We start from the raw sequence: 22,209 nt of genomic DNA, 5'->3' as shown, positions 1-22,209 counted from the left end.
GAATGTCCTCGGTATTCGCTATCTATTTCTTCTTGGTCTTGGGGTCGGCAACGACCGTGGTGACGCCGCGAAGACGCAGCGCATAGGCGTCGTTGTGCCGCAGGTCGGCCCCCTCGACGTCCGCCGCAGTGCGGCGGTACTGGCCCGCGACCTGGGTCACGGTCTTCAGGAAACGCTGCGTGCGGGCCGTCACTTCCTCGGCCTGGCCGCGGCCCAGCTCGATCTCGGCGCCGGTGTCCAGCACCACCTTCCAGCTGCCCCGGCTCGACAGCGTGAGTTCTTCCACGCTGAAGTCGTAGGGCGGGAACAGCGGCGCAATCACGCGGTACATGCCAAGCACCTGCCCGGCCTGCTCGATCGGACCGTCGAGCCGCGGCAGCCGGTCGTCCACCTCGGCCACGTTGGCTTCGAACACCTCGCCGAAGCCGTTGATCAGCTTCGAGCCGGCCTCGTCACCCCAGTTGGCCACCGGCACCTGCTCGGTCAGCGTTACGCGCAGCTTGTTCGGGAACTCGCGCCGCACCACCGCCTTGCGCACCCAGGGCACCGACTCGAAAGCCGTTCTTGCACGCGCCAGGTCGACGGTGAAGAAGTTGCCCGCGAGCTGCGGCGCGACGTTGGCGCGCAGCGTCACGGCGTTGTTGTGCGTCACGTCGCCGTCGACCTTGATGCCGCCGATGGGAAAGAACGGCTGGCGCAGCACCCACCATGCGCCCGCCGCCAGCAGCATGAGCGCCACCACCACGAACGCGAGGTTCGAGACGATGTTCATGAGCTTGACGTCGAAGGGCACGGGAATGCTTTCGGCCATGGCTATTGCGCTCCCCCCGCGGCATCCAGCGAAGCCGAGGCCAGCACGCGCAGGCACAGGTCTTCGTAGGCGATGCCCGCCGCGCGCGCCGACATGGGCACCAGCGAATGGCTGGTCATGCCGGGCGAGGTGTTCATCTCGAGCAGGAAAGGCTTGCGGTCGCTCGCGCGGATCATCACGTCGGCGCGGCCCCAGCCGCGGCAGCCGAGCGTGTGGTACGCGGCCAGCGTGATGCGCTGGATCTCGTGCTCCTCGGCTTCGGGCAGGCCGCTCGGGCAGTGGTACTTCACGTCATCGGTGAAGTACTTGTTCTGGTAGTCGTAGGCGCCTTCGGGTGCGGCAATGCGCACCACCGGCAGCGCGCGCGCATCGAGCCCCTGGCCGAGCACGGCGCAGGTCACTTCCTCGCCCTCGATGAATTCCTCGCACAGCACGTCGGCGTCGTACCTGGCCGACAGCGCCACCGCATCCTGCATCTGCGAATAGCCCTCGACCTTGGTCACGCCGATCGACGAGCCTTCGCGCGGCGGCTTCACGATCAGCGGCAGCCCGAGCACGTCGGGCACGGCACGGATCTGCTCGCGGCTTTGCTGATCGAAGGCCAGGCGCACGTATCGGGGCGTCGGCAGCCCGTCGGCCTGCCAGATGCGCTTGGTCATGACCTTGTCCATGGCCACGCTCGAAGCCATCACGCCCGAGCCGGTGTAGGGAATGCCGAGCAGCTCGAGCGCGCCCTGCACCGTGCCGTCTTCGCCATGCCGGCCATGCAGCGCGATGAAGCAGCGCGCGAAGCCCTCGCGCCGCAGCTCGACCAGGTCGCGCTCGGCGGGATCGAAGGCATGCGCATCGACACCGCGCGAGCGCAGCGCCCCGAGCACGCCATTGCCGGACAGGAGCGAGATTTCGCGCTCGGCGGAGCTTCCGCCGAACAGCACGGCGACCTTGCCGAATTGCTTTGGATCCTGAAGGCTCATGATGCCTCCCCCTTGCGCCTGGTGCGCGTTGTTGGCGGCAGCGATGCCGCGGCTGCAATTTCAACCACCTTGCCCGGCACGGCGCCGATGGAGCCCGCCCCCATGCAAAGCACCACGTCGCCGGCGCGCGCGTTGTCCAGGATGGCTTGCGGCATGGCGCCGATGTCGTCGACGAACACCGGCTCCACCTTGCCGGCCACGCGCAGGGCGCGCGCCAGCGTGCGGCCGTCCGCCGCCACGATGGGCGGCTCGCCCGCGGCATACACCTCGCCCAGCAGCACCGCGTCGGCATTGCCGATGACCTTGACGAAGTCCTCGAAGCAGTCGCGCGTGCGGGTGTAGCGGTGCGGCTGGAAAGCCAGCACCAGCCGCCGCCCCGGGAACGCGCCGCGTGCGGCGGCAATGGTCGCGGCCATCTCGACCGGGTGGTGGCCGTAGTCGTCGATCACGGTGAAGCTGCCGGCCGGCTGCCCCTGCGCAGCCACCTCGCCATAGCTCTGGAAGCGGCGGCCCACGCCCTTGAAGCCGGCCAGGCCGCGCTGCACCGCCTCGTCGGGAATGCCGAGTTCCACTGCCACCGCGATCACCGAGAGCGCATTGCGCACGTTGTGCTCGCCCGGCAGGTTCAGCACGATGGGCAGGTCAGGCAGCGTGACGCCGTTGCGCCGTTGCGCCGTGAAGTGCATCTGGCCGCCCACCGCGCGCACGTCGACCGCGCGCACCTGGGCTTCTTCGCCGAAGCCGTAGCTCGTCACCGGGCAGGTGACTTCGGCCACGATGTCGCGCACCGCCGGATCGTCGGTGCACAGGATCGCCACGCCATAGAACGGCATGCGATGCAGGAAGTCGACAAAAGCCTTCTTGAGCTTCGCGAAGTCGTGCCCGTAGGTTTCCATGTGGTCGGCGTCGATGTTCGTGACCACCGCCATGATGGGCAGCAGATTCAGGAACGAGGCGTCCGATTCGTCGGCTTCCACCACGATGTAGTCGCCGCTGCCGAGCTGCGCATTGGCACCGGCACTGTTGAGGCGCCCGCCGATCACGAAGGTCGGATCGAGCCCGGCCGCATCGAGCACGCTCGCCACCAGGCTGGTGGTGGTGGTCTTGCCGTGCGTGCCCGCGATCGCGATGCCCTGCTTGAGCCGCATCAGTTCGGCCAGCATCAGCGCGCGCGGCACCACCGGAATGCGTTTCTCGCGCGCGGCCAGCACCTCGGGGTTGTCCGATTGCACCGCCGTGGAAGTGACGACCGCATCCGCGCCGTCGATGTGCGCGGCGGCGTGGCCCACGAAGGTGCCGATGCCCAGGCCCGCGAGCCGGCGCAAGGTGGCGCTGTCGGCCAGGTCGGAACCGGTGATGCGGTAGCCGAGGTTGAACAGCACCTCGGCGATGCCGCTCATGCCCGAGCCGCCGATGCCCACGAAGTGGATGTGACGAATCGCGTGCTTCATCTGGCAAGCTCCTCGCAGGCGCGGACGACCGCTTCCACAGCTTCGGTCTTCTGCATGGTCTTGGCCTTGGCGGCCTTGTCGATCAGCGCGGTGCGCTCGGTTTTCTGTAGCAAATCAGCCAGCAATTCAGGAGTGAGGTCGGCCTGCTGCACCAGCCATCCGCCGCCCGCGTCGACGAGGAAGCGCGCGTTGGTGGTCTGGTGGTCGTCGACCGCCGAGGGAAAAGGCACGAACAGCGCTGCTGCGCCGACGGCCGCGATTTCTGTCACGGTGCTGGCCCCGGCGCGCGCGACGATGATGTCGGCGTCGGCGTAGGCCTGCGCAGTGTCTTCGATGAAGGGCGTGAGCTCGCCCTCGACGCCGGCTGCCGCGTAGTTGGCGCGCAGCTCGTCAATCTGTTTGGCGCCGCTCTGGTGCAGCACCTGCGGGCGCGTGGCCGGCTCGATGCGCGCCAGCGCCTGCGGCACCACGGCGTTGAGTGCCTTGGCTCCCAGGCTGCCGCCAACCACCAGCAGGCGCAGCGGCCCGCTGCGGCCCGCGAAGCGCACCGCCGGTTCGGGTTGCGAGGTGAACGCCGCGCGCAGCGGATTGCCCACCCACTGCGCCTTCTTCAGCACATTGGGGAAGGCGGTGAACACGCGGTCGGCCACCCCCGCCAGCACCTTGTTGGCAAGGCCGGCCACCGAGTTCTGCTCATGCAGCACCAGCGGCTTGTTGAGCAGCACGCTCATCATTCCGCCCGGAAAAGTGATGTAGCCGCCCAGGCCCACCACGACGTTGGGCTGCACGCGGCGCACCACGCCAATGCTCTGCCAGAACGCGCGCAGGAGCCGCAGCGGCAGCAGGAACAGCGTGAGCGGCCCCTTGCCGCGCACGCCGCCGAACTGGACCGGCTCAAAGGCGAAGCCGCGCGGCGGCACGAGTTTTTCTTCCATGCTGCCAGGCGCGCCCAGCCAGTGCACGCGCCAGCCGCGCTCGCGCAGCGCCTCCGCAACCGCGAGTCCCGGAAAGATGTGGCCGCCGGTGCCGCCGGCCATGACGAGTGCGGTGCGGCTGCTCATATGCGGCCTCCGCGCATCAACACACGATTCTCATAGTCGATGCGCAGCACCACAGCGAGCGCCACCAGGTTCATCAGGATGGCCGAGCCGCCAAAGCTCATCAGCGGCAAGGTGAGCCCCTTGGTCGGCAGCGCGCCAAGGTTCACGCCCATGTTGATGAAGGCCTGGAAGCCGATCCACACGCCCACGCCCTGCGCCACGAGGCCCGAGAACACGCGGTCGAGCGCAATGGCCTGGCGGCCGATGTGCATGACGCGGCGCGTCAGCCAGAGGAACATGCCGATGATCAGCAGCACGCCGACCAGGCCGAACTCCTCGCCGATCACCGCGAGCAGGAAGTCGGTGTGCGCCTCGGGCAGCCAGTGCAGCTTCTCGACGCTGCCGCCCAGGCCGACGCCGAAGATCTCGCCGCGGCCGATGGCGATCAGCGAGTGCGACAGCTGGTAGCCCTTGCCCAGCGCATGCTCCTCGCTCCACGGATCGAGGTACGCGAAGATGCGCTCGCGGCGCCACGAGCTGGAGGCCACGATGGTGCCGAAGGCCACCACCACCAGCGCCGCGATCACGAAGAACATGCGCGCGTTCACGCCGCCCAGGAACAGGATGCCCATCGCGATCACGGCAATCACCATGAACGCCCCCATGTCGGGTTCGGCCATCACCAGCATGCCGACCACCACCACCGCCACGCCCATCGGCAGCACGGCGCGGAAGAAGCGCTCCTTGATTTCCATCTTGCGCACCATGTAGCTGGCGGCATAGAGCACCATCGCCAGCTTGGCGAGCTCGGACGGCTGGAAGCGCATGAAGCCCAGCGGCAGCCAGCGCCGCGCGCCATTGACGTTGATGCCGATGTGCGGAATGAGCACTGCCACTAGCAGCAGCAGCGAGGCCACGAAGAGCCAGGGCGCGGCGCGCTCCCAGGTCTTCATGGGAATCTGGAAGGCCAGCAGCGCCGCGACGACCGCGAACACCACCGAGGCCGCGTGCCGCGTGAGGAAGAACGACGCGCTGTAGCCCGCACGTGCGAAGCGCGGGTTGTCCGGCAGCGCGATGGAGGCCGAATACACCATCACCAGGCCCCAGGTGAGCAGCGCGACAGTGACCCAGACCAGCGCCTGGTCGAAGCCCAGCACGCGCATCGGCGCGGCCTTGGTCTGCGTGACGCCGGCGCCGCCCAGCCGCACCGGCAGGTGCACCGGCAGCGAATCGATGCCGCTGCGCGCGCGCCGGAACCAGCCGCCGAAACGGCTGGTCTTCGCGTTGGGCGTGGCGCCGGCGGCCGTGGTGTTCAAACCGGACCTCCCGAAGAAAAGTCGGCATCGTTCGACGACGGGCCAGCCATGCGTGGCTCGTCCGCGAGCGCCTGCACGGCCTCGCGGAACACGGCCGCGCGGTGCTCGTAGTCCTTGAACATGTCGAAGCTCGCACAGGCCGGTGACAGCAGCACGGCATCGCCGGGGTTGGCGCGCGCGGCGGCCAGCTTGACGGCCTCCTGCATCGAGCCCGCGTGCATCAGCGAAGCACCGGTGGCGGCCAGCGCCTGCTCGATCAGCGGCGCATCGCGGCCGACGAGCACCACGGCCCGCGCGTACTGCGCCACCGGCGCGGCCAGCGGTTCGAAGTCCTGGCCCTTGCCCTCGCCGCCGAGGATCACGACCACGCGCCGGTCTTCGCCCAGGCCGTTGAGCGCGGCGACCGTCGCACCGACGTTGGTGCCCTTGCTGTCGTCGAAGTATTCGACCTCGTCGACGATGGCGATCGGCTCCACGCGGTGCGGCTCGCCGCGGTATTCGCGCAGGCCGTAGAGCATGGGGCCGAGCGGGCAGCCCGCGGCGCTGGCCAGCGCGAGTGCCGCCAGCGCGTTCATCGCGTTGTGGCGGCCGCGGATGCGCAGAACGTCGGCGGGCAGCAGGCGCTGCAGGAAGATTTCCTCCTCGACCACCGCGCCGCGCTTGCGCTTCTGCGTTTCGTCGGCTTCGAGCGCGCGCACCAGCCAGGCCATGCCGTTGACGCGCTCGATGCCGTAGTCGCCCGGACGCTGCGGCATCGCGGCGCCGAAGGTGACATGGGCGCGGACCTGCGGGCGCTGCAGTTTCACCTTGACGGGCGCAGGCAGCATGGCCATCACGCCGGGGTCGTCGCGGTTGAGCACCATGAGGCCCTGGGTGCCGAAGATGCGCGCCTTGGCCGACGCATACGCCGGCATGTCGCCATGCCAGTCGAGATGGTCCTGCGTGAGGTTGAGCACGGTGGCGGCGGTCGGCTCGAAGCCCTGCACGCCGTCGAGCTGGAAGCTCGAGAGCTCGAGCACCCAGACATCGGGCAGCGTCTCGGCATCGATGTGCGCGGCCAGGGTGTCGAGCAGCGTCGGGCCGATGTTGCCCGCCACTGCGACGCTCTTGCCCGCGCGCTCGACCAGCTGGCCGGTGAGCGCGGTGACGGTGGTCTTGCCGTTGGTGCCGGTGACGGCGAGCACCGCGGGCGTGTAGCCCTTGGGCGCCGGCGGCTCCTCGATCGGCACCAGCTTGAGCTGCGGCGTGTCTTCTTCCTCGACCGCGGCGGAGGCCGGGTTGGTGGCGGAAAGTTCGGCGATCTTGGCGACGAACTCGGCGGCCTCCCTGGCGGCTGTGGGGACGTAGGCCTGGCCGGGAGCCGGCAGGCGCGACACGGTGGCGGAGGCTGGCGCTGGCGCGGGTGCCGGCAAGGGGGCATCCTGCGTCTCGGCCGCGGGCGCCTCTTCCTGCGATGGTTGCAGCTCTTCTTCGGGCGGCGGCGCGGCGGGAACGCTCAGCGACGGGTCGCGCGGCATGGCTTCGGCCTGCGCGGGGAGCGGTGCGGGTTCGGCTTCTGCTGCATCGGCAGCGATAGCGGTATCGGCAACGGGCTCGGCCGCTTCCGGCGTCTCGAGCGTTGCCGGCTCTTCCGGTGCTTCGGCAACCATCCCGTCCGCAGCTTTCGCCGATTCACCGGCGAGCGGCAATTCGCCTTGGGCTTCGGGCTCCGCTTCGGGCTCGGCCGGCACCTCCACCGCAGGCTCCTCTTCCGGCACTTCAGGCGCCGCTTCCACCACCGGCACTTCGACGGTCCGCAGGTCCAGCAGCGCGCGCGCGAACAGATCCAGTTCGCCGCCGACCGTGAGCCCCACGGCCCGCGCCGCATCGACGACCGGTGCGATGGTGGCGGGCGACAGGCCCGGCGAGCGGTACACGGCGCGGATCGGCGTGCCTTCGATCAGCGCGGCCGAGAACGGCCCGCCGATGAACGCCGCCTCGGGCCATTCCGCCCGCAGCGTCGCAAGCAGCGCCGGCGCCTCGCGCGTATCGGCCACCGTGACGACCGCGCCGTGGCGCGCGCACCAGCGCGCCATCGCCAGCCCGGACGCGCCGAGGCCGAGGATCAATACGGGGAGGTCTTTCAGATGCCGCATGTGCTTTCTCTTCTCGTCAGCGCAGCTTCAGCGTCGAAAGGCCCACGAGGCACAGCAGCATCGTGATGATCCAGAAGCGCACCACGACCTGCGTCTCGCGCCAGCCGCTCTTCTCGAAGTGGTGGTGCAGCGGCGCCATCTTGAGCACGCGGCGGCCTTCGCCATAGCGCTTCTTGGTGTACTTGAAGTACATGACCTGCGCCATCACCGAGATCGCCTCGACCACGAAGATGCCGCCCATGACGAAGAACACGATCTCCTGGCGCACGATGACCGCGATGGTGCCCAGCGCGCCGCCGAGCGCCAGCGCACCCACGTCGCCCATGAAGACCTGCGCCGGATGGGTGTTGAACCAGAGGAACGCGAGGCCCGCGCCGGCCATGGCCGAGCAGAACACCAGCAGCTCGCCCGAGCCCGGGATGTTGGGGAACAGCAGGTACTTGGAATAGACCGCGCTGCCCGTGACGTAGGCGAACACGCCCAGCGCCGAGCCCACCATCACCACCGGCATGATCGCCAGGCCGTCCAGGCCGTCGGTCAGGTTGACCGCGTTGCTCGCGCCCACGATCACGAGGTAGGTGAGGATCACGAAGCCGATGCCACCGAGCGGATAGCTCACTTCCTTGAAGAAGGGCACCAGCAGGTTGATCTTGGGCGGAAAGTCCAGGTCGAAGCCCGACTGCACCCAGGCGAAGAACAGCTGCAGCACGCGCCAGTTCGAGCTTTCCGAGATGCTGAAGAGCAGGTAGAAGCCCGCGATCAGGCCCACCACCGACTGCCAGAAATACTTCTCGCGCGAGCGCATGCCTTCCGGATCCTTGCGCACCACCTTGCGCCAGTCGTCGACCCAGCCGATGGCGCCGAAACCCAGCGTGACCCACAGCACGATCCAGACGAAGCGGTTGGAGGGGTCGAACCACATCAGGGTGGCAAAGGCAATGGCGAACAGCACCAGCACGCCGCCCATGGTGGGCGTGCCGCTCTTGGTCAGGTGCGTTTCCATGCCGTAGCCGCGAATCGGCTGGCCGATCTTGAGCGCGGCCAGGCGGCGGATCACGTAGGGGCCGGCCACCAGGCCAACCACCAGCGCCGTCAGCGCAGCCATCAGCGCACGGAAGGTGAGGTACTGGAAAACGCGCAGGAACCCGAACTCGGGCGAAAGTGTCTGCAGCCATTGGGCCAGGCTCATCAGCATGTGGTGTCGCGCGGCTCATGCGTCATGACCGGCCTCCTTTTGTTGTTGTGATTGCTCGATCGCCTGCACCACGCGCTCCATCTTCATGAAGCGCGAGCCCTTGACGAGCACGCTCCCCAACTGGGGCAGCCGCGCCAGCACCGCGGTGCCGAGCGCATCGATGTCCTGGAAATGGCGGCCGTTGTCGCCGCCATGGAACGCGGCAATGCTGTGCGCGGTTTCGGCGCCCAGCGCGTACACGGCCTCGATGCCGCGCTGCCGCGCCCAGTCGCCGACCTCGGCATGGAATTCGGGTGCGCGGTTGCCGACCTCGCCCATGTCGCCGAGCACCAGGAGGCGCGGCCCGGGCAGGGTCGCGAGCACATCGATGGCCGCACGCATGGAATCGGGATTGGCGTTGTAGCTGTCGTCCACCAGCGTGAGCGAATGCCCGCCGGGCAGAATCACCTCGCTCGCCTTGGAGCGGCCCTTGACCGGCTCGAAGGCCGTGAGGCCGCGCGCAATGGTCTCGGACGGAATGCCGGCAGCGAGCGCGCACGCGGTGGCAGCCAGCGCATTGACGACGTTGTGGCGGCCCGCGATGTGGAGCTTCGCATCGAAGTCGCCGAGCGGCGTGCGGATGCGGACCTGCCATGCGTCCTGCTGCCATTCGGCCGCCACCAGCGAGATGTCGGCGTCTTCCTGTTCGCCGAAGGTCATGCAGCGGCGCGTGGCACCGTCGCGTGCCATGTCGCTCCACAGCGGCGTGAACTCGTCGCCGTGCGGGAACACCGCGGTGCCGCCCTCCGGCACGAAGGAAAACACCGCGCCGTTCTCGAGCGCCACCGCCTCGACGGTGGCCATGAACTCCAGGTGCTCGCGCTGGGCGTTGTTGACCAGCGCGACGGTCGGACGTGCAATGGCCGCGAGCCGGGCGATCTCGCCCGGGTGGTTCATGCCCAGCTCGACCACCGCATGCTGGTGCTTCGCACGCAGGCGCAGCAGCGTCAGCGGAACGCCGATCTCGTTGTTGAAGTTGCCGGCCGTCGCGAGTGCGCGGTCGCCCCTGAAGGCAACCAGCACCGCCGCGATCATCTGCGTGACGGTCGTCTTGCCGTTGCTGCCCGTCACGGCGATCAGCGGCAGATCGAACTGCGCGCGCCAGCCTGCGGCGAGCGCGCCGAGCGCGGCCAGCGAATCGGGCACCTCGAGGCCCGCCAGGCCGGCCGCTTCCAGGCCGCCGTGCGCAATGGCGGCGACGGCGCCACGCGCCTTGGCATCGGCCAGGAATTCGTTGGCGTCGAAGCGTTCGCCCTTGAGCGCCACGAACAGGTCGCCCTCGGCGAGCGTGCGGGTGTCGGTATGGACGCGGGCAATGGTGGTTGCCGGGTCGCCCACCAGGCGTGCGCCGGGGATCCATTGCTGCGCCTGGGCCAGCGTGAACATCAACGGCGAATGGCTCATGCGGCACCTCGCTGGGTGAGTGCATCGAGCGCATGGGTCCGGTCCGAGAACGGAATGCGCTGGCCGGCGATTTCCTGCCAGGCTTCATGGCCCTTGCCGGCAAGCAGCACCACGTCCTGCGGCGCAGCCTGCGCAATGGCGTCGGCAATGGCGGCCGCGCGGTCGGGCTGCACCTGGGCCGCTTCGGGGCGCGCGAGGCCGAGCAGCACCTGGCTGATGATGGCGTCGGGGTTCTCGCTGCGCGGGTTGTCGCTGGTCACGATCACGCGGTCGGCCTGGCGCTCGGCCACCGCGGCCATCATCGGGCGCTTGATCGGATCGCGGTCGCCGCCGCAGCCGAACACGCACCAGAGCGCGCCGCCGCGCTGCTGCGCGAGCGGGCGCAGGCCGGCCAGCGCCTTGTCGAGGGCGTCGGGCGTGTGGGCGTAGTCGACCACGGCCAGCGGTGCATCCGCCGCGGCGCTCACGCGCTCCATGCGGCCCGGCACGCTGCTGAGCCTGGCGCAGGCCGCCACGGCCTGCGCGAGCGACAGCCCCAGCGCCCGCAGCGTGCCGAGCACGCCCAGCAGGTTGGCCACGTTGTACTGGCCGATCAGGCCGGTCGACATGCGCTCCACGGCGTCGTTGTCGTGCTCGGCCACCGAGAACCGCAGGCCCTGCGCGTCGTAGCCGACGTCGCGCGCCATGAGCCGCGCCGGCGCGCCGGCGGCCGACACGGTCCAGACGTCGAGCGCACCGATGCCGGCCTCGAGCAGGTTCGCGCACAGGCTGGCGCCGTGCACGTCGTCGATGTTGATCACGGCAGCGCGCAGCCCGGGCCAGCGGAACAGTTCGGCCTTGGCCTGCCAGTAGGCATCCATGCTGCCGTGGTAGTCGAGATGGTCCTGCGTGAAGTTGGTGAACACGGCCACCGCGATGCGCGCACCGTCGAGCCGGCGTTCGGCGATACCGATCGACGAGGCCTCGATGGCGCAGGCGCCGAAGCCGTGCTCGACCAGCGCGCGCAGTTCGCGCTGCATCATCACCGGGTCGGGCGTGGTGAGGCCGGTGTAGCTGAGCTGCGGCGGCACGCCGATGCCCAGCGTGCCCATCACCGCGCAGGGCGAAGGCACGCCGCGCTCGGCGCTGCCGTCCAGCCGCGGCGCGCGAACGCCGCCAGGCACGGCCAGCGTGGAAAGCGACTCGGCGAGCCACCATGCGGTGGAGGTCTTACCGTTGGTGCCGGTCACGGCCAGCAGGTCGAGCGCGGCCGAGGGGTTGTCGTAGAAGGCCGATGCGATCGGGCCGGTGGCGGCCTTGAGCCCCGGGTAGCTTGCAATGCGGTCGTCGCCATCGAAGCCGAAGGCCTCGGCGCCCTGGTGCTCGACCAGGCAGGCCGCGGCGCCCTGCGCCAGTGCCGAAGCCACGTGCTTGCGCCCGTCGGTGGCCGCGCCGGGCCAGGCGATGAAGCCGTCGCCCGCGCCCACCGGCCGGCTGTCCGCATGCAGCGCGCCTTGCACGCGCTCCTTGAGCCAGAGCGCGGCGAGCGAGGGGGAAGTGAGGGTCAGCATGCTCAGAAGCTCTCGTCGACGCCTTGCGTCACCACCAGCGGTTTGACCGCGAGGTCGGGCGGAACGTTCATCATGCGCAGGGTCTGCTGCACGACCTCGCTGAAAACGGGCGCGGCAGCCACGCCGCCGAAATACTGGCCGTCGCTCGGCTCGTCGATCATCACGCCGACGATGATGCGCGGCTTTTCGATCGGCGCCATGCCGGTGAACCACGCGCGATATTTGTTGCTCGCGTAACCTTTGCCAACCTGCTTGTGCGCGGTGCCCGACTTGCCGCCGACCGAGTAGCCGATGGTCTGCGCGCGCGTGCCGGTGCCGCCCGGGCCCGCCGCCATCTGCAGCATCTTGCGCACCGCGAGCGCATTCGACGGCGAAAACACCCGCACGCCCACGGGCGACTCGGTGCTCTTGAGGATGGTGACCGGAATGATGGCGCCGTCGTGCGCGAAGGCGGTGTACGAATGCGCCATCTGGAACAGCGACGCCGACAGGCCGTAGCCATAGGCCATGGTGGCCTGCTCGACCGGCTTCCAGGTCTTCCACGGGCGCAGGCGGCCCGTGACCGCGCCCGGAAACTGGATCTGCGGCTTCTGGCCGTAGCCCAGCGCGGTGTAGGTGTCCCACATCTCGTGCGGGGTCATCTTCTGCGCAATCTTGAGCGCGCCCACGTTGCTCGACTTCTGGATCACGCCCTCGACCGTGAGCGTGCCGTAGTTGTGCGTGTCGCTGATGGTGAAGCCGCCCAGCTGGAAGCGGCCGGGCGAGGTCTCGATCAGCGTCGAGGGCTTCACGCGGCCGGCCTCCAGCGCCATGGCCACGGTGATCGGCTTCATGGTCGAGCCGGGCTCGAAGGTGTCGGTGAGCGCGCGGTTGCGCAGCTGCTCGCCGGTGAGGTTCTGCCGCTTGTCGGGCACGTAGCTCGGGTAGTTGGCCAGGGCCAGCACCTCGCCGGTGACCGCGTCCAGCACCACCACGCTGCCGGCCTTGGCACGGCGCGCGGTCACCGCGTCGCGCAGCTTCTGGTAGGCAAAGAACTGCACCTTGCTGTCGACGCTGAGCTGGATGTCCTTGCCGTCGACCGGCGGCACCTGTTCGCCCACGCCCTCGACCACGCGGCCCAGGCGGTCCTTGATGACGCGGCGCGACCCGGCCTTGCCGGCCAGTTCCTTGTTGAAGGACAGCTCGATGCCTTCCTGCCCGTTGTCCTCGACGTTGGTGAAGCCCACCACGTGCGCCGCGGCCTCGCCCTCGGGGTACTGGCGCTTGTATTCCTTGCGCTGGTAGATGCCCTTGAGGTTGAGCGCGGCAATCTGCTTGGCAATCGGCTCGTCGACCTGGCGCTTGATCCAGACGAAGGTCTTGTCCTCGTCCTCGAGCTTCTTGTCGAAGTCCTTCTGCGGCATCTCGAGCAGCTTGGCCACCTGCTTGAGCTTGGCCCGCACCTCGGGGTCGTCGCGCTCGACGTCTTCCGGAATGGCCCAGATGCTCGGCGCCACCACGCTGGACGCCAGGATGAGGCCGTTGCGGTCGAGGATGCGTCCGCGGTTGGCCGGCAGCTCGAGCGTGCGCGCAAAGCGCACTTCGCCCTGCCGCTGGAAGAAGCTGTTGTTGAACACCTGCACATAGGCGGCGCGGCCCGCCAGCACCACGAAGCCGAAGGCGATGCCGGCGACGATGAACTTGCTGCGCCAGACCGGCGTCTTGCTCGCGAGCAAGGGGCTGGTGGTGTAGCGGACGCTGCGGCGGCTCATCGCTGGGTCCTCGCGACGGGTTTGGGCGCCGCAGTTGCGGGCGGCGCGGGCGGCGGTGCCACCACGGCCGGAATCACGGTGCCGTCGGGCCGCACGTACTGTGTGATGGCCGGCGTGGTGGTGCGCATCTGCAGCTGTTCCTTGGCCAGCTTCTCCACGCGCAGCGGCGTGGCCTGCGCGCGCTTTTCCACCTGCAGCCGGTCGTGGTCGAGCTCGAGCCGGCGGGCTTCCTGCTGGGTGCGGTCGAGCTCGGTGTAGAGCTGGCGCGACAGGTACTGCGTATGCACAAGGTAGAGCGCGGAGGCGACCACCGCGAGCAGCAGGAGCAGGTTCAGGCGCGCCATGTCAGACGGCTTCGGTGCGCTCGGCCACGCGCAGGATCGCGCTGCGCGAGCGCGGATTGCCGTGCACTTCGGCGTCGGAGGGCTTGATGCGTTCGAGCGCGCGCAGCTTCATGGCCTTGGGGGCGGCGAACGGCGCGCGGCGGTCGTACACCTCCTTCGAGTGCCTGGCGATGAACTGCTTCACGATGCGGTCTTCCAGCGAATGGAAGCTGATCACCGCGAGCCGGCCTCCGGGTTGCAGCACGGAAAGGCTCGCCTCTAGCGCCTGTTGCAGCTCTTCAAGCTCGGCGTTGATGAAAATCCGAAAAGCCTGAAATGTGCGCGTTGCAGGGTTCTGGCCCGGCTCGCGGGTTTTGACCGTGCCAGCCACGAGCTCGGCCAGTTCGGTGGTGGTTGAAATTGCGCCCCGTTCTTGTCGGCGAGCAACAATCGCCTTTGCAATCTGAACAGCAAACCGTTCTTCGCCATAGTCACGGATCACCTCTGCAATCTGCTGGAGTTCGGCCGTTGCCAGCCAATCGGCCACGCTCTCGCCGCGCGTGGTGTCCATGCGCATGTCGAGCGGGCCGTCGAAACGAAAACTGAAGCCGCGCACCGGGTTGTCGATTTGCGGCGAACTCACGCCCAGGTCCATCAGCACACCCGCCACGCTGGCATCGGGCAATTCGCCCAGCGAACGGAATCCCTGGTGCCGGATGGAAAAACGCGCATCCGAGATGCGCGCTGCTTCGGCCACCGCTTCCGCATCCTTGTCGAATGCGATCAGCCTGCCTTCCGGTGCCAGCCGCGCGAGGATCGCCCGCGCATGCCCTCCGCGCCCGAAGGTCGCATCCACGTAGGTGCCGGTGGCTGCCGTGCTGCCGGAAAGAAGGGCTTCCACCGCTTCGTTCAGCAAGACGGTCGTATGGGTCCATGGAGTGTTCACGTCGGTCCTCAGAACGCGAAGTCCTGAAACACATCCGGCATCTCGCCCTGGGTGGCCTCGGCCTCCTTGGCCTCGTAGGTCGCCTTGTCCCAGAGCTCGAAGTGGTTGCCCATGCCCAGGAGCAGCGTGTCGCGCACGATGCCCGTGGCGGCACGCAGTTCGGGCGACACCAGGATGCGCCCGGTGCCGTCCATCTCCACGTCCATGGCGTTGCCGAGGAAGACGCGCTTCCACCACTGTGCCGACATTGGCAGCGCGGCGATGCGCTCCCTGAATTTCTCCCACTCGGGACGCGGGAACACCATGAGGCAGCCGTGCGGATGCTTGGTGATCGTGAGCTGGCCGCCCGCCGTGGCGCTCAGGACGTCGCGATGCCGGGTCGGCACGGAGAGCCGCCCCTTGGCATCCAGACTGAGCGATGAAGCGCCTTGAAACACGACCAGAACCCCTGTATTGGGAATGCCGCGGCACCCGAAAGAGGCACCATCCGCACTTTTTCCCACTTAACTGCACTTTTTTGCACTGTAGCAGGAAACACTTCAGACGCAACTGGCCGTTGGTGGTATTTTTTGTAATGGAATCAACGACTTAGCGCCGATTTCCAAACCTGGAAATCGGCGAATTTCGTTGAGAATTAAGCACTTAGCTCACGCAGTGAATGTGATGCGTGAAGCGCGGCCGCCGTTACAGGGGCCGCAAAGCGGGCTTCAGAGGATGAAGCGCGAAAGATCTTCGTCGTGACTTAGTGCCGCAAGGCGCTCGTCGACATACGCGGCATCGATGTGGATGGTCTGTCCCTCGATGCGGGTCGCGTCGAAGCTTACCTCATCCAGCAAACGCTCCATCACGGTCGACAAACGGCGTGCACCGATGTTCTCCGTGCGCTCGTTGACCTCGTACGCGATGGTGGCCAGGCGGTTCACGCCTTCGGGCGTGAATTCGAGCGTGACGCCCTCGGTGGCGAGCAGCGCCTGGTACTGCTTCACGAGCGAGGCGCGGGTCTGCGTGAGGATGCTCTCGAAATCGGACACCGAGAGCGACTGCAGTTCGACGCGGATCGGAAAGCGCCCCTGCAGCTCGGGAATGAGGTCGCTCGGCTTGCTCAGGTGGAAAGCGCCGCTCGCGATGAAGAGCATGTGGTCGGTGCGCACCACGCCGTACTTGGTGCTCACGGCCGTGCCCTCAACCAGCGGCAGCAGGTCGCGCTGCACGCCCTGGCGCGACACGTCGGAGCCCTGGGCTTCGCTGCGCGTGGCGACCTTGTCGATCTCGTCGATGAAGACGATGCCGTTCTGCTCGGCGTTGGTGATGGCCTGCGCGCGGATCTCATCCTCGTTGACCAGCTTGGCGGCTTCCTCGTCGATCAGGAGGCGCATCGCCTCGGCGATCTTGAGCTTGCGCGTCTTGCGCTTGCCGCCGCCGAGCTGGCCGAACATGCCGCGCAACTGCTCGGTCATTTCCTCCATGCCGGCCGGACCCATGATCTCGAGCGGCGCGCGGGCTTCGGCCAGGTCGAGCTCGATTTCCTTGTCGTCGAGCTGGTGCTCGCGCAGCTTCTTGCGAAAGGCCTGCCGGGTGGGGTTGGGGCCGTCCAGCGCCGGCGTGGCGCCGTCGGCACCGCGCGCAGGCGGCAGCAGCACGTCGAGGATGCGGTCTTCGGCGGCGTCCTCGGCGCGCGCGCGCACCTTGGCGTTTTCGGCCTCGCGCGTCTGCTTGACGGCGATCTCGGCCAGGTCGCGAATGATCGAGTCGACGTCCTTGCCGACATAGCCCACCTCGGTGAACTTGGTGGCCTCGACCTTGATGAACGGCGCATCCGCCAAGCGCGCCAGGCGGCGCGCGATCTCGGTCTTGCCCACGCCCGTCGGGCCGATCATGAGGATGTTCTTGGGTGTGATCTCGGTGCGCAGCTTCTCCTCGACCTGCTGGCGGCGCCAGCGGTTGCGCAGCGCAATGGCCACGGCGCGCTTGGCGGCGGGCTGGCCGACGATGTGGTTGTCGAGCTCGGAGACGATTTCCTGCGGGGTCATGGACATGGTCAGAGCGCTTCCACCGTGTGGTTCATGTTCGTGTAAATGCAGATTTCACCGGCTATCGCCAGCGATTTGCGCACAATTTGCTCGGCCGTAAGATCCGTGCTGTCGATCAGCGCCTTGGCGGCCGACTGCGCATAGGCGCCGCCGGAGCCGATGGCGATCACGCCGTCTTCGGGCTCCAGCACGTCGCCGTTGCCGGTGATGATGAGCGAGGTGGTGGCGTCGGCCACGGCCAGCATGGCCTCGAGCTTGCGCAGCACGCGGTCGGTGCGCCAGTCCTTCGTGAGTTCGACGGCGGCGCGGGTGAGGTGCCCCTGGTGCTTTTCGAGCTTGGCCTCGAAGCGCTCGAAGAGCGTGAAGGCGTCGGCCGTGGCGCCGGCGAAGCCCGCGAGCACCTTGCCGTGATACAGCCGGCGCACTTTGCGCGCCGTGCCTTTGATGACGATATTGCCGAGAGTGACCTGCCCGTCCCCGCCGATGGCGACCTGATCGCCTTGGGGGGTCTTGCGGCGCACGCTCACGATGGTGGTGCCGTGAAACTGTTCCATCGAAGCCATCTGGGGATGCCGCAAGGCAATGCAAGCCCGGGGCTGCTACCGAATGTGCAGAGCGCCAAGGCGCCCTAGTTCTTTCGCAGGGCCACCGTCGCATGGTCGGCGATGCCGACCAGGTCGAACAACACCGCGATCAGGCGGTGGGCGTCCACGAACTGGACGCGCTCGCCCTGGGCGTCGCGCGCCCGCACCCAGCCGAGCAGCGTGCCGGCCGCGGCCAGGTCCATGCGCAGCAGCGCGGCGCAAGAGATGACGGGCGCCGTGGTGTTGCGCAGGTCGGTGTCCAGCCGTTGCAGGCTCGAATGCGCCTCGCCGCGCAGATCGCCGGCCAGCGCGGCAAAGCCGGTGTCGGTGGAGGGAAAGCTCTCCGATTCGCCATGGACCGAGAGCAGCGACCACACGGAGCTCGAATGGCTTGCCGCCGGTGCGGCCACCGAAGTGCAGGCGCCCTTGGGGTCTTGCCAGGCCGGCGGCGACACCTCGTAGGTGATGCAGTAGTTGAGCGCCACCAGTTCGAAGTCGTCGGGCATGTTCATCATGCGCAGCGCAGCCAGGTGCAGCTGCCACCAGACGTCCGGCGTGCCGCGCTCGTTGTTGGGTGTGGCATCGGCCAGCACGGCCAGCAATTTCGCGGCACCGATGAAGCGCAGCTGGACCGGCGAATCGGCCCAGTGCGCAAACAGCACGCGCAGCGGCGCGGCCGCGGCGGCCTCGATGGCGACCAGCGCGCGCCAGTCGAGCGTCCAGACCGAGCCGGCCTGCGACAGCGCCCGTGTGAGCTGGATCAATCCGTCGCGCGCCAGGCGCGCCGGGCTGACCCAGTCGGCGCCGGCCGGCGCCAGTTCTGCGAGCTCGCTGGCGGCCACCGCCTTCACGCTGCGTGCCAGTTCGTCGAACGAGACCCAGTCGGGCCCCATGCGCTTCATGCGCTGTGCATAGCGCATGCGCGCCGCGGCAAACCTGGCGGCATCGCCGGTGGCGCGGTACAGGTCGAACAAGGCGCGCCAGCGCGCGTCGTCGCGCTCGGTGGTGGCGTGATCGCCCTCGGCCGCTGCGCTTTCGGAGGCCAGGGCCTGAAGAAGAATGGCCTCGGCGCCGGCATCGTCGCCGTGCGCGAAGCGGATCACGGCTTCTTCGAGCGCGCCGTCGCGCGCGAGCCTTGCCGACAGCAGCGAGGTGCCGCTGGCCGCCGGACCGCCCGCGGCAGGCGCAGCGGCAGCGGCAACCACGGCCGGTGCCGGCACGACGGCGGGCGCCGGCGCGGGGCCGTAGGCCGGCGCGGCAAGCAGGCTGGCCAGCTCGGCCGCATCCACGGGCGGCGGCAGGGTCTCGGCGCCGGCATCGGGCGGCGCATTGGACAGCACCTCGCCGTTGGGGCCGCGGCCCTTCCACCACTGCTGCGACATCTGCTCCTCGATCTCGTCGATCTTCTTGAGCGTGAGCGCGCGCCCCTCGGATTTTTCCGTGGTGCTGTTCAGGTTGAAGGAAGACGGCGTAACCGTTCCTTCGAAGGCGTGGGCGGCTGCTTCGCGCTGGCGAAGCTTGCGCAGCATGTCGAACTCGCGCCGGCGAACGAAATCGTTGCGCTGGCGCCGCTCGATCATCTCCTTGAGCATTTCGCGGCTGTAGGCCTGCTCGGGCAGCGTGGAATCCGCAGTCGCATTCAGCTCGGACCAATCCTTGAGCGGATTGCGGACGAACTTTGCCACCTTGGAAAAAAGGCGGCCCGACTCTTCCTTTGGCATCGACGAGGTTTCGAGGCGAACAGGTTCTCTTCTTCGGCCGCTCAGTCCCCGAACATCTTCTGCTTGAGTTCGCGGCGCTGCTGCGCTTCGAGCGACAGCGTGGCGGTGGGACGCGCCAGCAGGCGGCCGACGCCGATGGGTTCGCCGGTTTCGTCGCAGTAGCCGTAGTCGCCGGCATCGATGCGCTGGATCGACTGCTCGATCTTCTTGAGCAGCTTGCGCTCGCGGTCGCGCGTACGCAGCTCGAGCGCGTGCTCCTCCTCGATGGTCGCGCGGTCGGCCGGATCGGGCACCACCACGGTGTCTTCGCGCAGGTGCTCGGTGGTTTCGCCGGCGTTTTCGAGAATGCCGCGCTTGAGTTCGACGAGCTTCAGGCGGAAGAACGCCATCTGCTTTTCATTCATGTACTCGGCGTCGGGCATGGCGATCACCTCGGCATCGGTCAACTCGGCAGCCGACTTGGCTTTCCAGTTGTTGGCGAGCTTCGGGTCCTTTTTCACTGCGACGGGAGGCGGCGGCACCAGCGCATTGGAAGGTGCCTGCGAGAAGGAGGACTTGGCCGCGGTGGAAGCCACCGATTGCGGCATGGAAGGCACGGTCAGCTGCGACAGCCGGGACACGCGGCCACCTCGCGCGGGGGCGGGTGCAGCGGTCTGAGCGGGCATCGAAGGTGTCGCCGTGGCGGAAGAAGAGGCGGCAGCCGTTTTTTTCATTGGGATCGGAGGGGCAGAAGGAACGGCAGCAGTGCGGCCGACGGTTTTGGATGGCGGTTGACCCGCAACTGCAGTTTTGGTTGCACTCCTGTCCGGGGCGGATGCCACCGGCGGCGCAGCAGACTTTGCAGGCTTGACGGGCTTCTTTGCAACGGTCGCGGCCTTGGCCGATGGCGTTGCTGGCTTCTTTGGAGCGCTTTTTGGTTTCGTGGCCGGGGCCTTTGCAGCGGAAGAACTCTTTTTTGCCGCGGGTACAGCCGGCTTTGCAGCCACCGCTTTCTTGGCGGCGGGCTTGGTTGCTGGCGTGGCCTTGGCGGCGGGTTTCTTCACGGTGACTGGCTCCTTGAACGAACTGGAACGCGCTTTCACTGGGTGTCTCCTCCCAAGGGAACCACCGCGGGTTTCAGGCCGCGCGGGCTCCACTCGTCGGAGTGCTCGCAGTGGCGAACCCCGGGGTTATACCCCCGAAAGCCCGCCAGGAACCTGCGGCGCCCCGCACCGTCAGCTACATCCCGTCCATCGGACGAGGGCGTGGCTGCCGGAACAGGCGCGCGATTGTATAGAGAACTCGAATCGAAGGGGGATGTGGCTGCAACCCCTTGCCTCCGGTAGCATCGCCGGCGTTGCCGGAGGGGGCAGCAAGACCTGCCGGAATCGCCGGGGGAGCGGTGCAGGTCGATCTCATTCATACAAAAGAGAAATCAATCTTGAGCAAAAAAGCAGTTCTGGGCGTGTTGGCTGCGGCCATCGCACTTGCCTATGGCGGCGGCACGTGGTTGGCCGGCGCAAAAGTAAAGTCCAGCTACGAGGCCGCGCTGGACGAGGTGCCGAAGCAGACCGCGCTGGTGCGCGTGGTCGAGCGCAGCTACGAACGCGGCTTCTTCGGCGCCGTCAGCACCGTGACGATCGAGCTCGGCTGCGCAGCCGATGCCGCCGCCGCTGTGCAGGTGCCTGCCGTCAAGCCCGGCGAGGACGAAGACGAAGAGGAGGAAGCCGCCACGCCGTTCAAGGCGGTGCGCATCACCTTCCGCGACACCATCCGCCACGGCCCGCTGGCCGGCGGCACGCTGGCGGCGGCCACCATCGACAGCGAGCTGGTGTTCGACGTGAAGGGCCAGGCCAAGGCCGAGCAGATCTTCGGCAAGGCCAAGCCCCTGACGGCGCGCACCAAGGTGGCGTTCGACGGCGCCTACACCACCGACCTGGCGGTGGCGCCCGCCAGCCTGGCCGAGGAAGGCAAGGCCCGCTTCGCCTGGCAGGGCGCGCAGGCGCGCATCGAGATGAACGGCGCCCGCACCCGCGTGCACTACGCGCTGACGATGCCGGGGCTGGATGTCAGCGATGCGCGCACCGGCGCCACGCTCAAGATGGGCAAGCTGGCCGGCAAGGCCGACATGGACAAGAGCGACGGCTGGATCCTGGCCACGGGCAAGACCGAAGCCCGGCTCGACAGCCTCGAATTCGCGGCCCCCAAGGGCCTGGGCGGCGCCGCGGACGGCGAAGGCAAGGCCCTGCCGGCGGTGCTGCTGCAGAACATCGACATGCTCGCCGAAGCCACCATCGCGGACGGGCTCTACGCATCGACCGGCACGGTCAAGGGCACCGGCAAGATCGGCGAGACGAAGATCGACAAGTTCGAGATGAGCAGCGGCGGGCGCCGCATCCACGCCGCCGGCTACAAGAAGCTGGCCGATGCCTGGATGCATTCGAGCGCCGCGAACGGCTGCGGCAAAGGCGGCAGCAAGGCCTCGCAGGCGGCGATGAAGGTGCTGTTCGACCAGCTGGCGCCCGACCTCAAGGCCATGGCCAAGTACGGCCCCGAATTCGGGCTCGACAGGATGCTGGTCGAGATCGGCGGCAAGCGCGGCGAGCTCAGCTACACGGCCGGCATGGCCGGCGTGACGGACGAAGACCTGCAGGCGCCCGGCATGGCGCTGCTCATGAAGCGCGGCGTGCTCAAGGCCAGCGCGCGGCTGCCGATGCAGTGGCTGGAGCAGATCGCCGCCGCCGGCGCCGGCAGCGGCCAGACGCCGCCGCCCGAAATGATGGCGGGGCTGGTCGAGCAAGGCGAGGAAAAGGGCTTCGTCAAGCGCGAGGGCGATGACGTCACCGCGCAGCTCGAATACGCCGAAGGCAGCCTGAAGCTCAACGGCAAGCCGCTGGGCGCGCCGGGCAAGTAAGCCCGGGCAAGAAAAAGGCGCTGCCCTTTCGGGGGGCAGCGCCTTT

General features: G+C 68.2%; 18 protein-coding genes. 1 reads left to right on the top strand and 17 read right to left on the bottom strand.

From position 1 onward, the window contains the following. Nucleotides 1-22: 22 nt before the first annotated feature. From EJO66_RS18340 to dksA, 17 genes are all read right to left on the bottom strand, one after another. Complete coding sequence (locus EJO66_RS18340; protein ID WP_124960404.1) at nucleotides 23-811, bottom strand: cell division protein FtsQ/DivIB; 789 nt, start codon at nucleotides 809-811, stop codon at nucleotides 23-25. A 2-nt stretch (nucleotides 812-813) separates the two neighbouring features. After that, nucleotides 814-1,785, bottom strand: a complete 972-nt coding sequence (locus tag EJO66_RS18335; RefSeq protein ID WP_124960403.1) for a D-alanine--D-alanine ligase — start codon at nucleotides 1,783-1,785, stop codon at nucleotides 814-816. Further along, complete coding sequence (gene murC, locus EJO66_RS18330) at nucleotides 1,782-3,236, bottom strand: UDP-N-acetylmuramate--L-alanine ligase (RefSeq protein WP_124960402.1); 1,455 nt, start codon at nucleotides 3,234-3,236, stop codon at nucleotides 1,782-1,784. The genes EJO66_RS18335 and murC overlap by 4 nt, the downstream gene beginning before the upstream one ends. Continuing rightward, nucleotides 3,233-4,297, bottom strand: coding sequence for an undecaprenyldiphospho-muramoylpentapeptide beta-N-acetylglucosaminyltransferase (murG, locus tag EJO66_RS18325; protein WP_124960401.1), 1,065 nt, complete (start codon nucleotides 4,295-4,297; stop codon nucleotides 3,233-3,235). Before murG ends, murC begins: the two co-directional genes overlap by 4 nt. Continuing rightward, a complete protein-coding gene (gene ftsW, locus EJO66_RS18320) occupies nucleotides 4,294-5,592 on the bottom strand; it encodes a putative lipid II flippase FtsW (protein WP_125965749.1) in 1,299 nt (432 codons plus the stop codon). The genes murG and ftsW overlap by 4 nt, the downstream gene beginning before the upstream one ends. Beyond that, nucleotides 5,589-7,727 (bottom strand): UDP-N-acetylmuramoyl-L-alanine--D-glutamate ligase, encoded by a 2,139-nt coding sequence (gene murD, locus EJO66_RS18315; protein ID WP_125965748.1) that lies wholly within the window; start codon nucleotides 7,725-7,727, stop codon nucleotides 5,589-5,591. Before murD ends, ftsW begins: the two co-directional genes overlap by 4 nt. Before the next feature lie 16 nt (nucleotides 7,728-7,743). Then, on the bottom strand, nucleotides 7,744-8,922 hold the full coding sequence (gene mraY, locus EJO66_RS18310; protein WP_124960398.1) for a phospho-N-acetylmuramoyl-pentapeptide-transferase: 1,179 nt from the start codon (nucleotides 8,920-8,922) through the stop codon (nucleotides 7,744-7,746). A gap of 15 nt (nucleotides 8,923-8,937) precedes the next feature. Continuing rightward, nucleotides 8,938-10,365 (bottom strand): UDP-N-acetylmuramoyl-tripeptide--D-alanyl-D-alanine ligase, encoded by a 1,428-nt coding sequence (locus EJO66_RS18305; protein ID WP_125965747.1) that lies wholly within the window; start codon nucleotides 10,363-10,365, stop codon nucleotides 8,938-8,940. Continuing rightward, nucleotides 10,362-11,915 (bottom strand): Mur ligase family protein, encoded by a 1,554-nt coding sequence (locus EJO66_RS18300; RefSeq protein WP_125965746.1) that lies wholly within the window; start codon nucleotides 11,913-11,915, stop codon nucleotides 10,362-10,364. Before EJO66_RS18300 ends, EJO66_RS18305 begins: the two co-directional genes overlap by 4 nt. Before the next feature lie 2 nt (nucleotides 11,916-11,917). After that, complete coding sequence (locus EJO66_RS18295) at nucleotides 11,918-13,666, bottom strand: peptidoglycan D,D-transpeptidase FtsI family protein (protein WP_124960395.1); 1,749 nt, start codon at nucleotides 13,664-13,666, stop codon at nucleotides 11,918-11,920. Further along, nucleotides 13,663-14,010 carry a cell division protein FtsL gene (gene ftsL / locus EJO66_RS18290; protein ID WP_124960394.1) on the bottom strand — a complete coding sequence of 116 codons (348 nt, stop codon included), beginning with the start codon at nucleotides 14,008-14,010 and terminating at the stop codon, nucleotides 13,663-13,665. The genes EJO66_RS18295 and ftsL overlap by 4 nt, the downstream gene beginning before the upstream one ends. Nucleotide 14,011: 1 nt before the next feature. Further along, nucleotides 14,012-14,935, bottom strand: coding sequence for a 16S rRNA (cytosine(1402)-N(4))-methyltransferase RsmH (gene rsmH / locus EJO66_RS18285; protein WP_124960393.1), 924 nt, complete (start codon nucleotides 14,933-14,935; stop codon nucleotides 14,012-14,014). 8 nt (nucleotides 14,936-14,943) lie between these two features. Further along, nucleotides 14,944-15,372 carry a division/cell wall cluster transcriptional repressor MraZ gene (gene mraZ, locus EJO66_RS18280; protein WP_012746060.1) on the bottom strand — a complete coding sequence of 143 codons (429 nt, stop codon included), beginning with the start codon at nucleotides 15,370-15,372 and terminating at the stop codon, nucleotides 14,944-14,946. 270 nt (nucleotides 15,373-15,642) lie between these two features. Further along, entirely contained in the window at nucleotides 15,643-16,971 is a 1,329-nt protein-coding gene (gene hslU, locus EJO66_RS18275; protein WP_125965745.1) for an ATP-dependent protease ATPase subunit HslU, read from the bottom strand. Nucleotides 16,972-16,973: 2 nt separating this feature from the next. After that, on the bottom strand, nucleotides 16,974-17,519 hold the full coding sequence (hslV, locus tag EJO66_RS18270; protein ID WP_125965744.1) for an ATP-dependent protease subunit HslV: 546 nt from the start codon (nucleotides 17,517-17,519) through the stop codon (nucleotides 16,974-16,976). A 74-nt stretch (nucleotides 17,520-17,593) separates the two neighbouring features. Beyond that, complete coding sequence (locus tag EJO66_RS18265; protein WP_240648605.1) at nucleotides 17,594-19,234, bottom strand: STAS domain-containing protein; 1,641 nt, start codon at nucleotides 19,232-19,234, stop codon at nucleotides 17,594-17,596. Nucleotides 19,235-19,311: 77 nt separating this feature from the next. Further along, nucleotides 19,312-19,890 (bottom strand): RNA polymerase-binding protein DksA, encoded by a 579-nt coding sequence (gene dksA / locus EJO66_RS33300; protein ID WP_317617013.1) that lies wholly within the window; start codon nucleotides 19,888-19,890, stop codon nucleotides 19,312-19,314. Between the two features lie 800 nt (nucleotides 19,891-20,690). Between dksA and EJO66_RS18255 the strand changes: the two genes are divergently transcribed. After that, the gene (locus EJO66_RS18255) at nucleotides 20,691-22,163 is read left to right on the top strand and encodes a YdgA family protein (RefSeq protein WP_223262362.1); all 1,473 of its coding nucleotides are present in this window, start codon (nucleotides 20,691-20,693) and stop codon (nucleotides 22,161-22,163) included. The last annotated feature ends 46 nt before the right edge of the window (nucleotides 22,164-22,209 follow it).

The organism is Variovorax beijingensis (genome assembly GCF_003951285.1).
Classification (GTDB): Bacteria; Pseudomonadota; Gammaproteobacteria; order Burkholderiales; family Burkholderiaceae_C; genus Variovorax; species Variovorax beijingensis.
The sequence above is the reverse complement of the archived record's forward strand: the minus strand, read 5'-3'. Positions and strand labels throughout refer to the sequence as shown.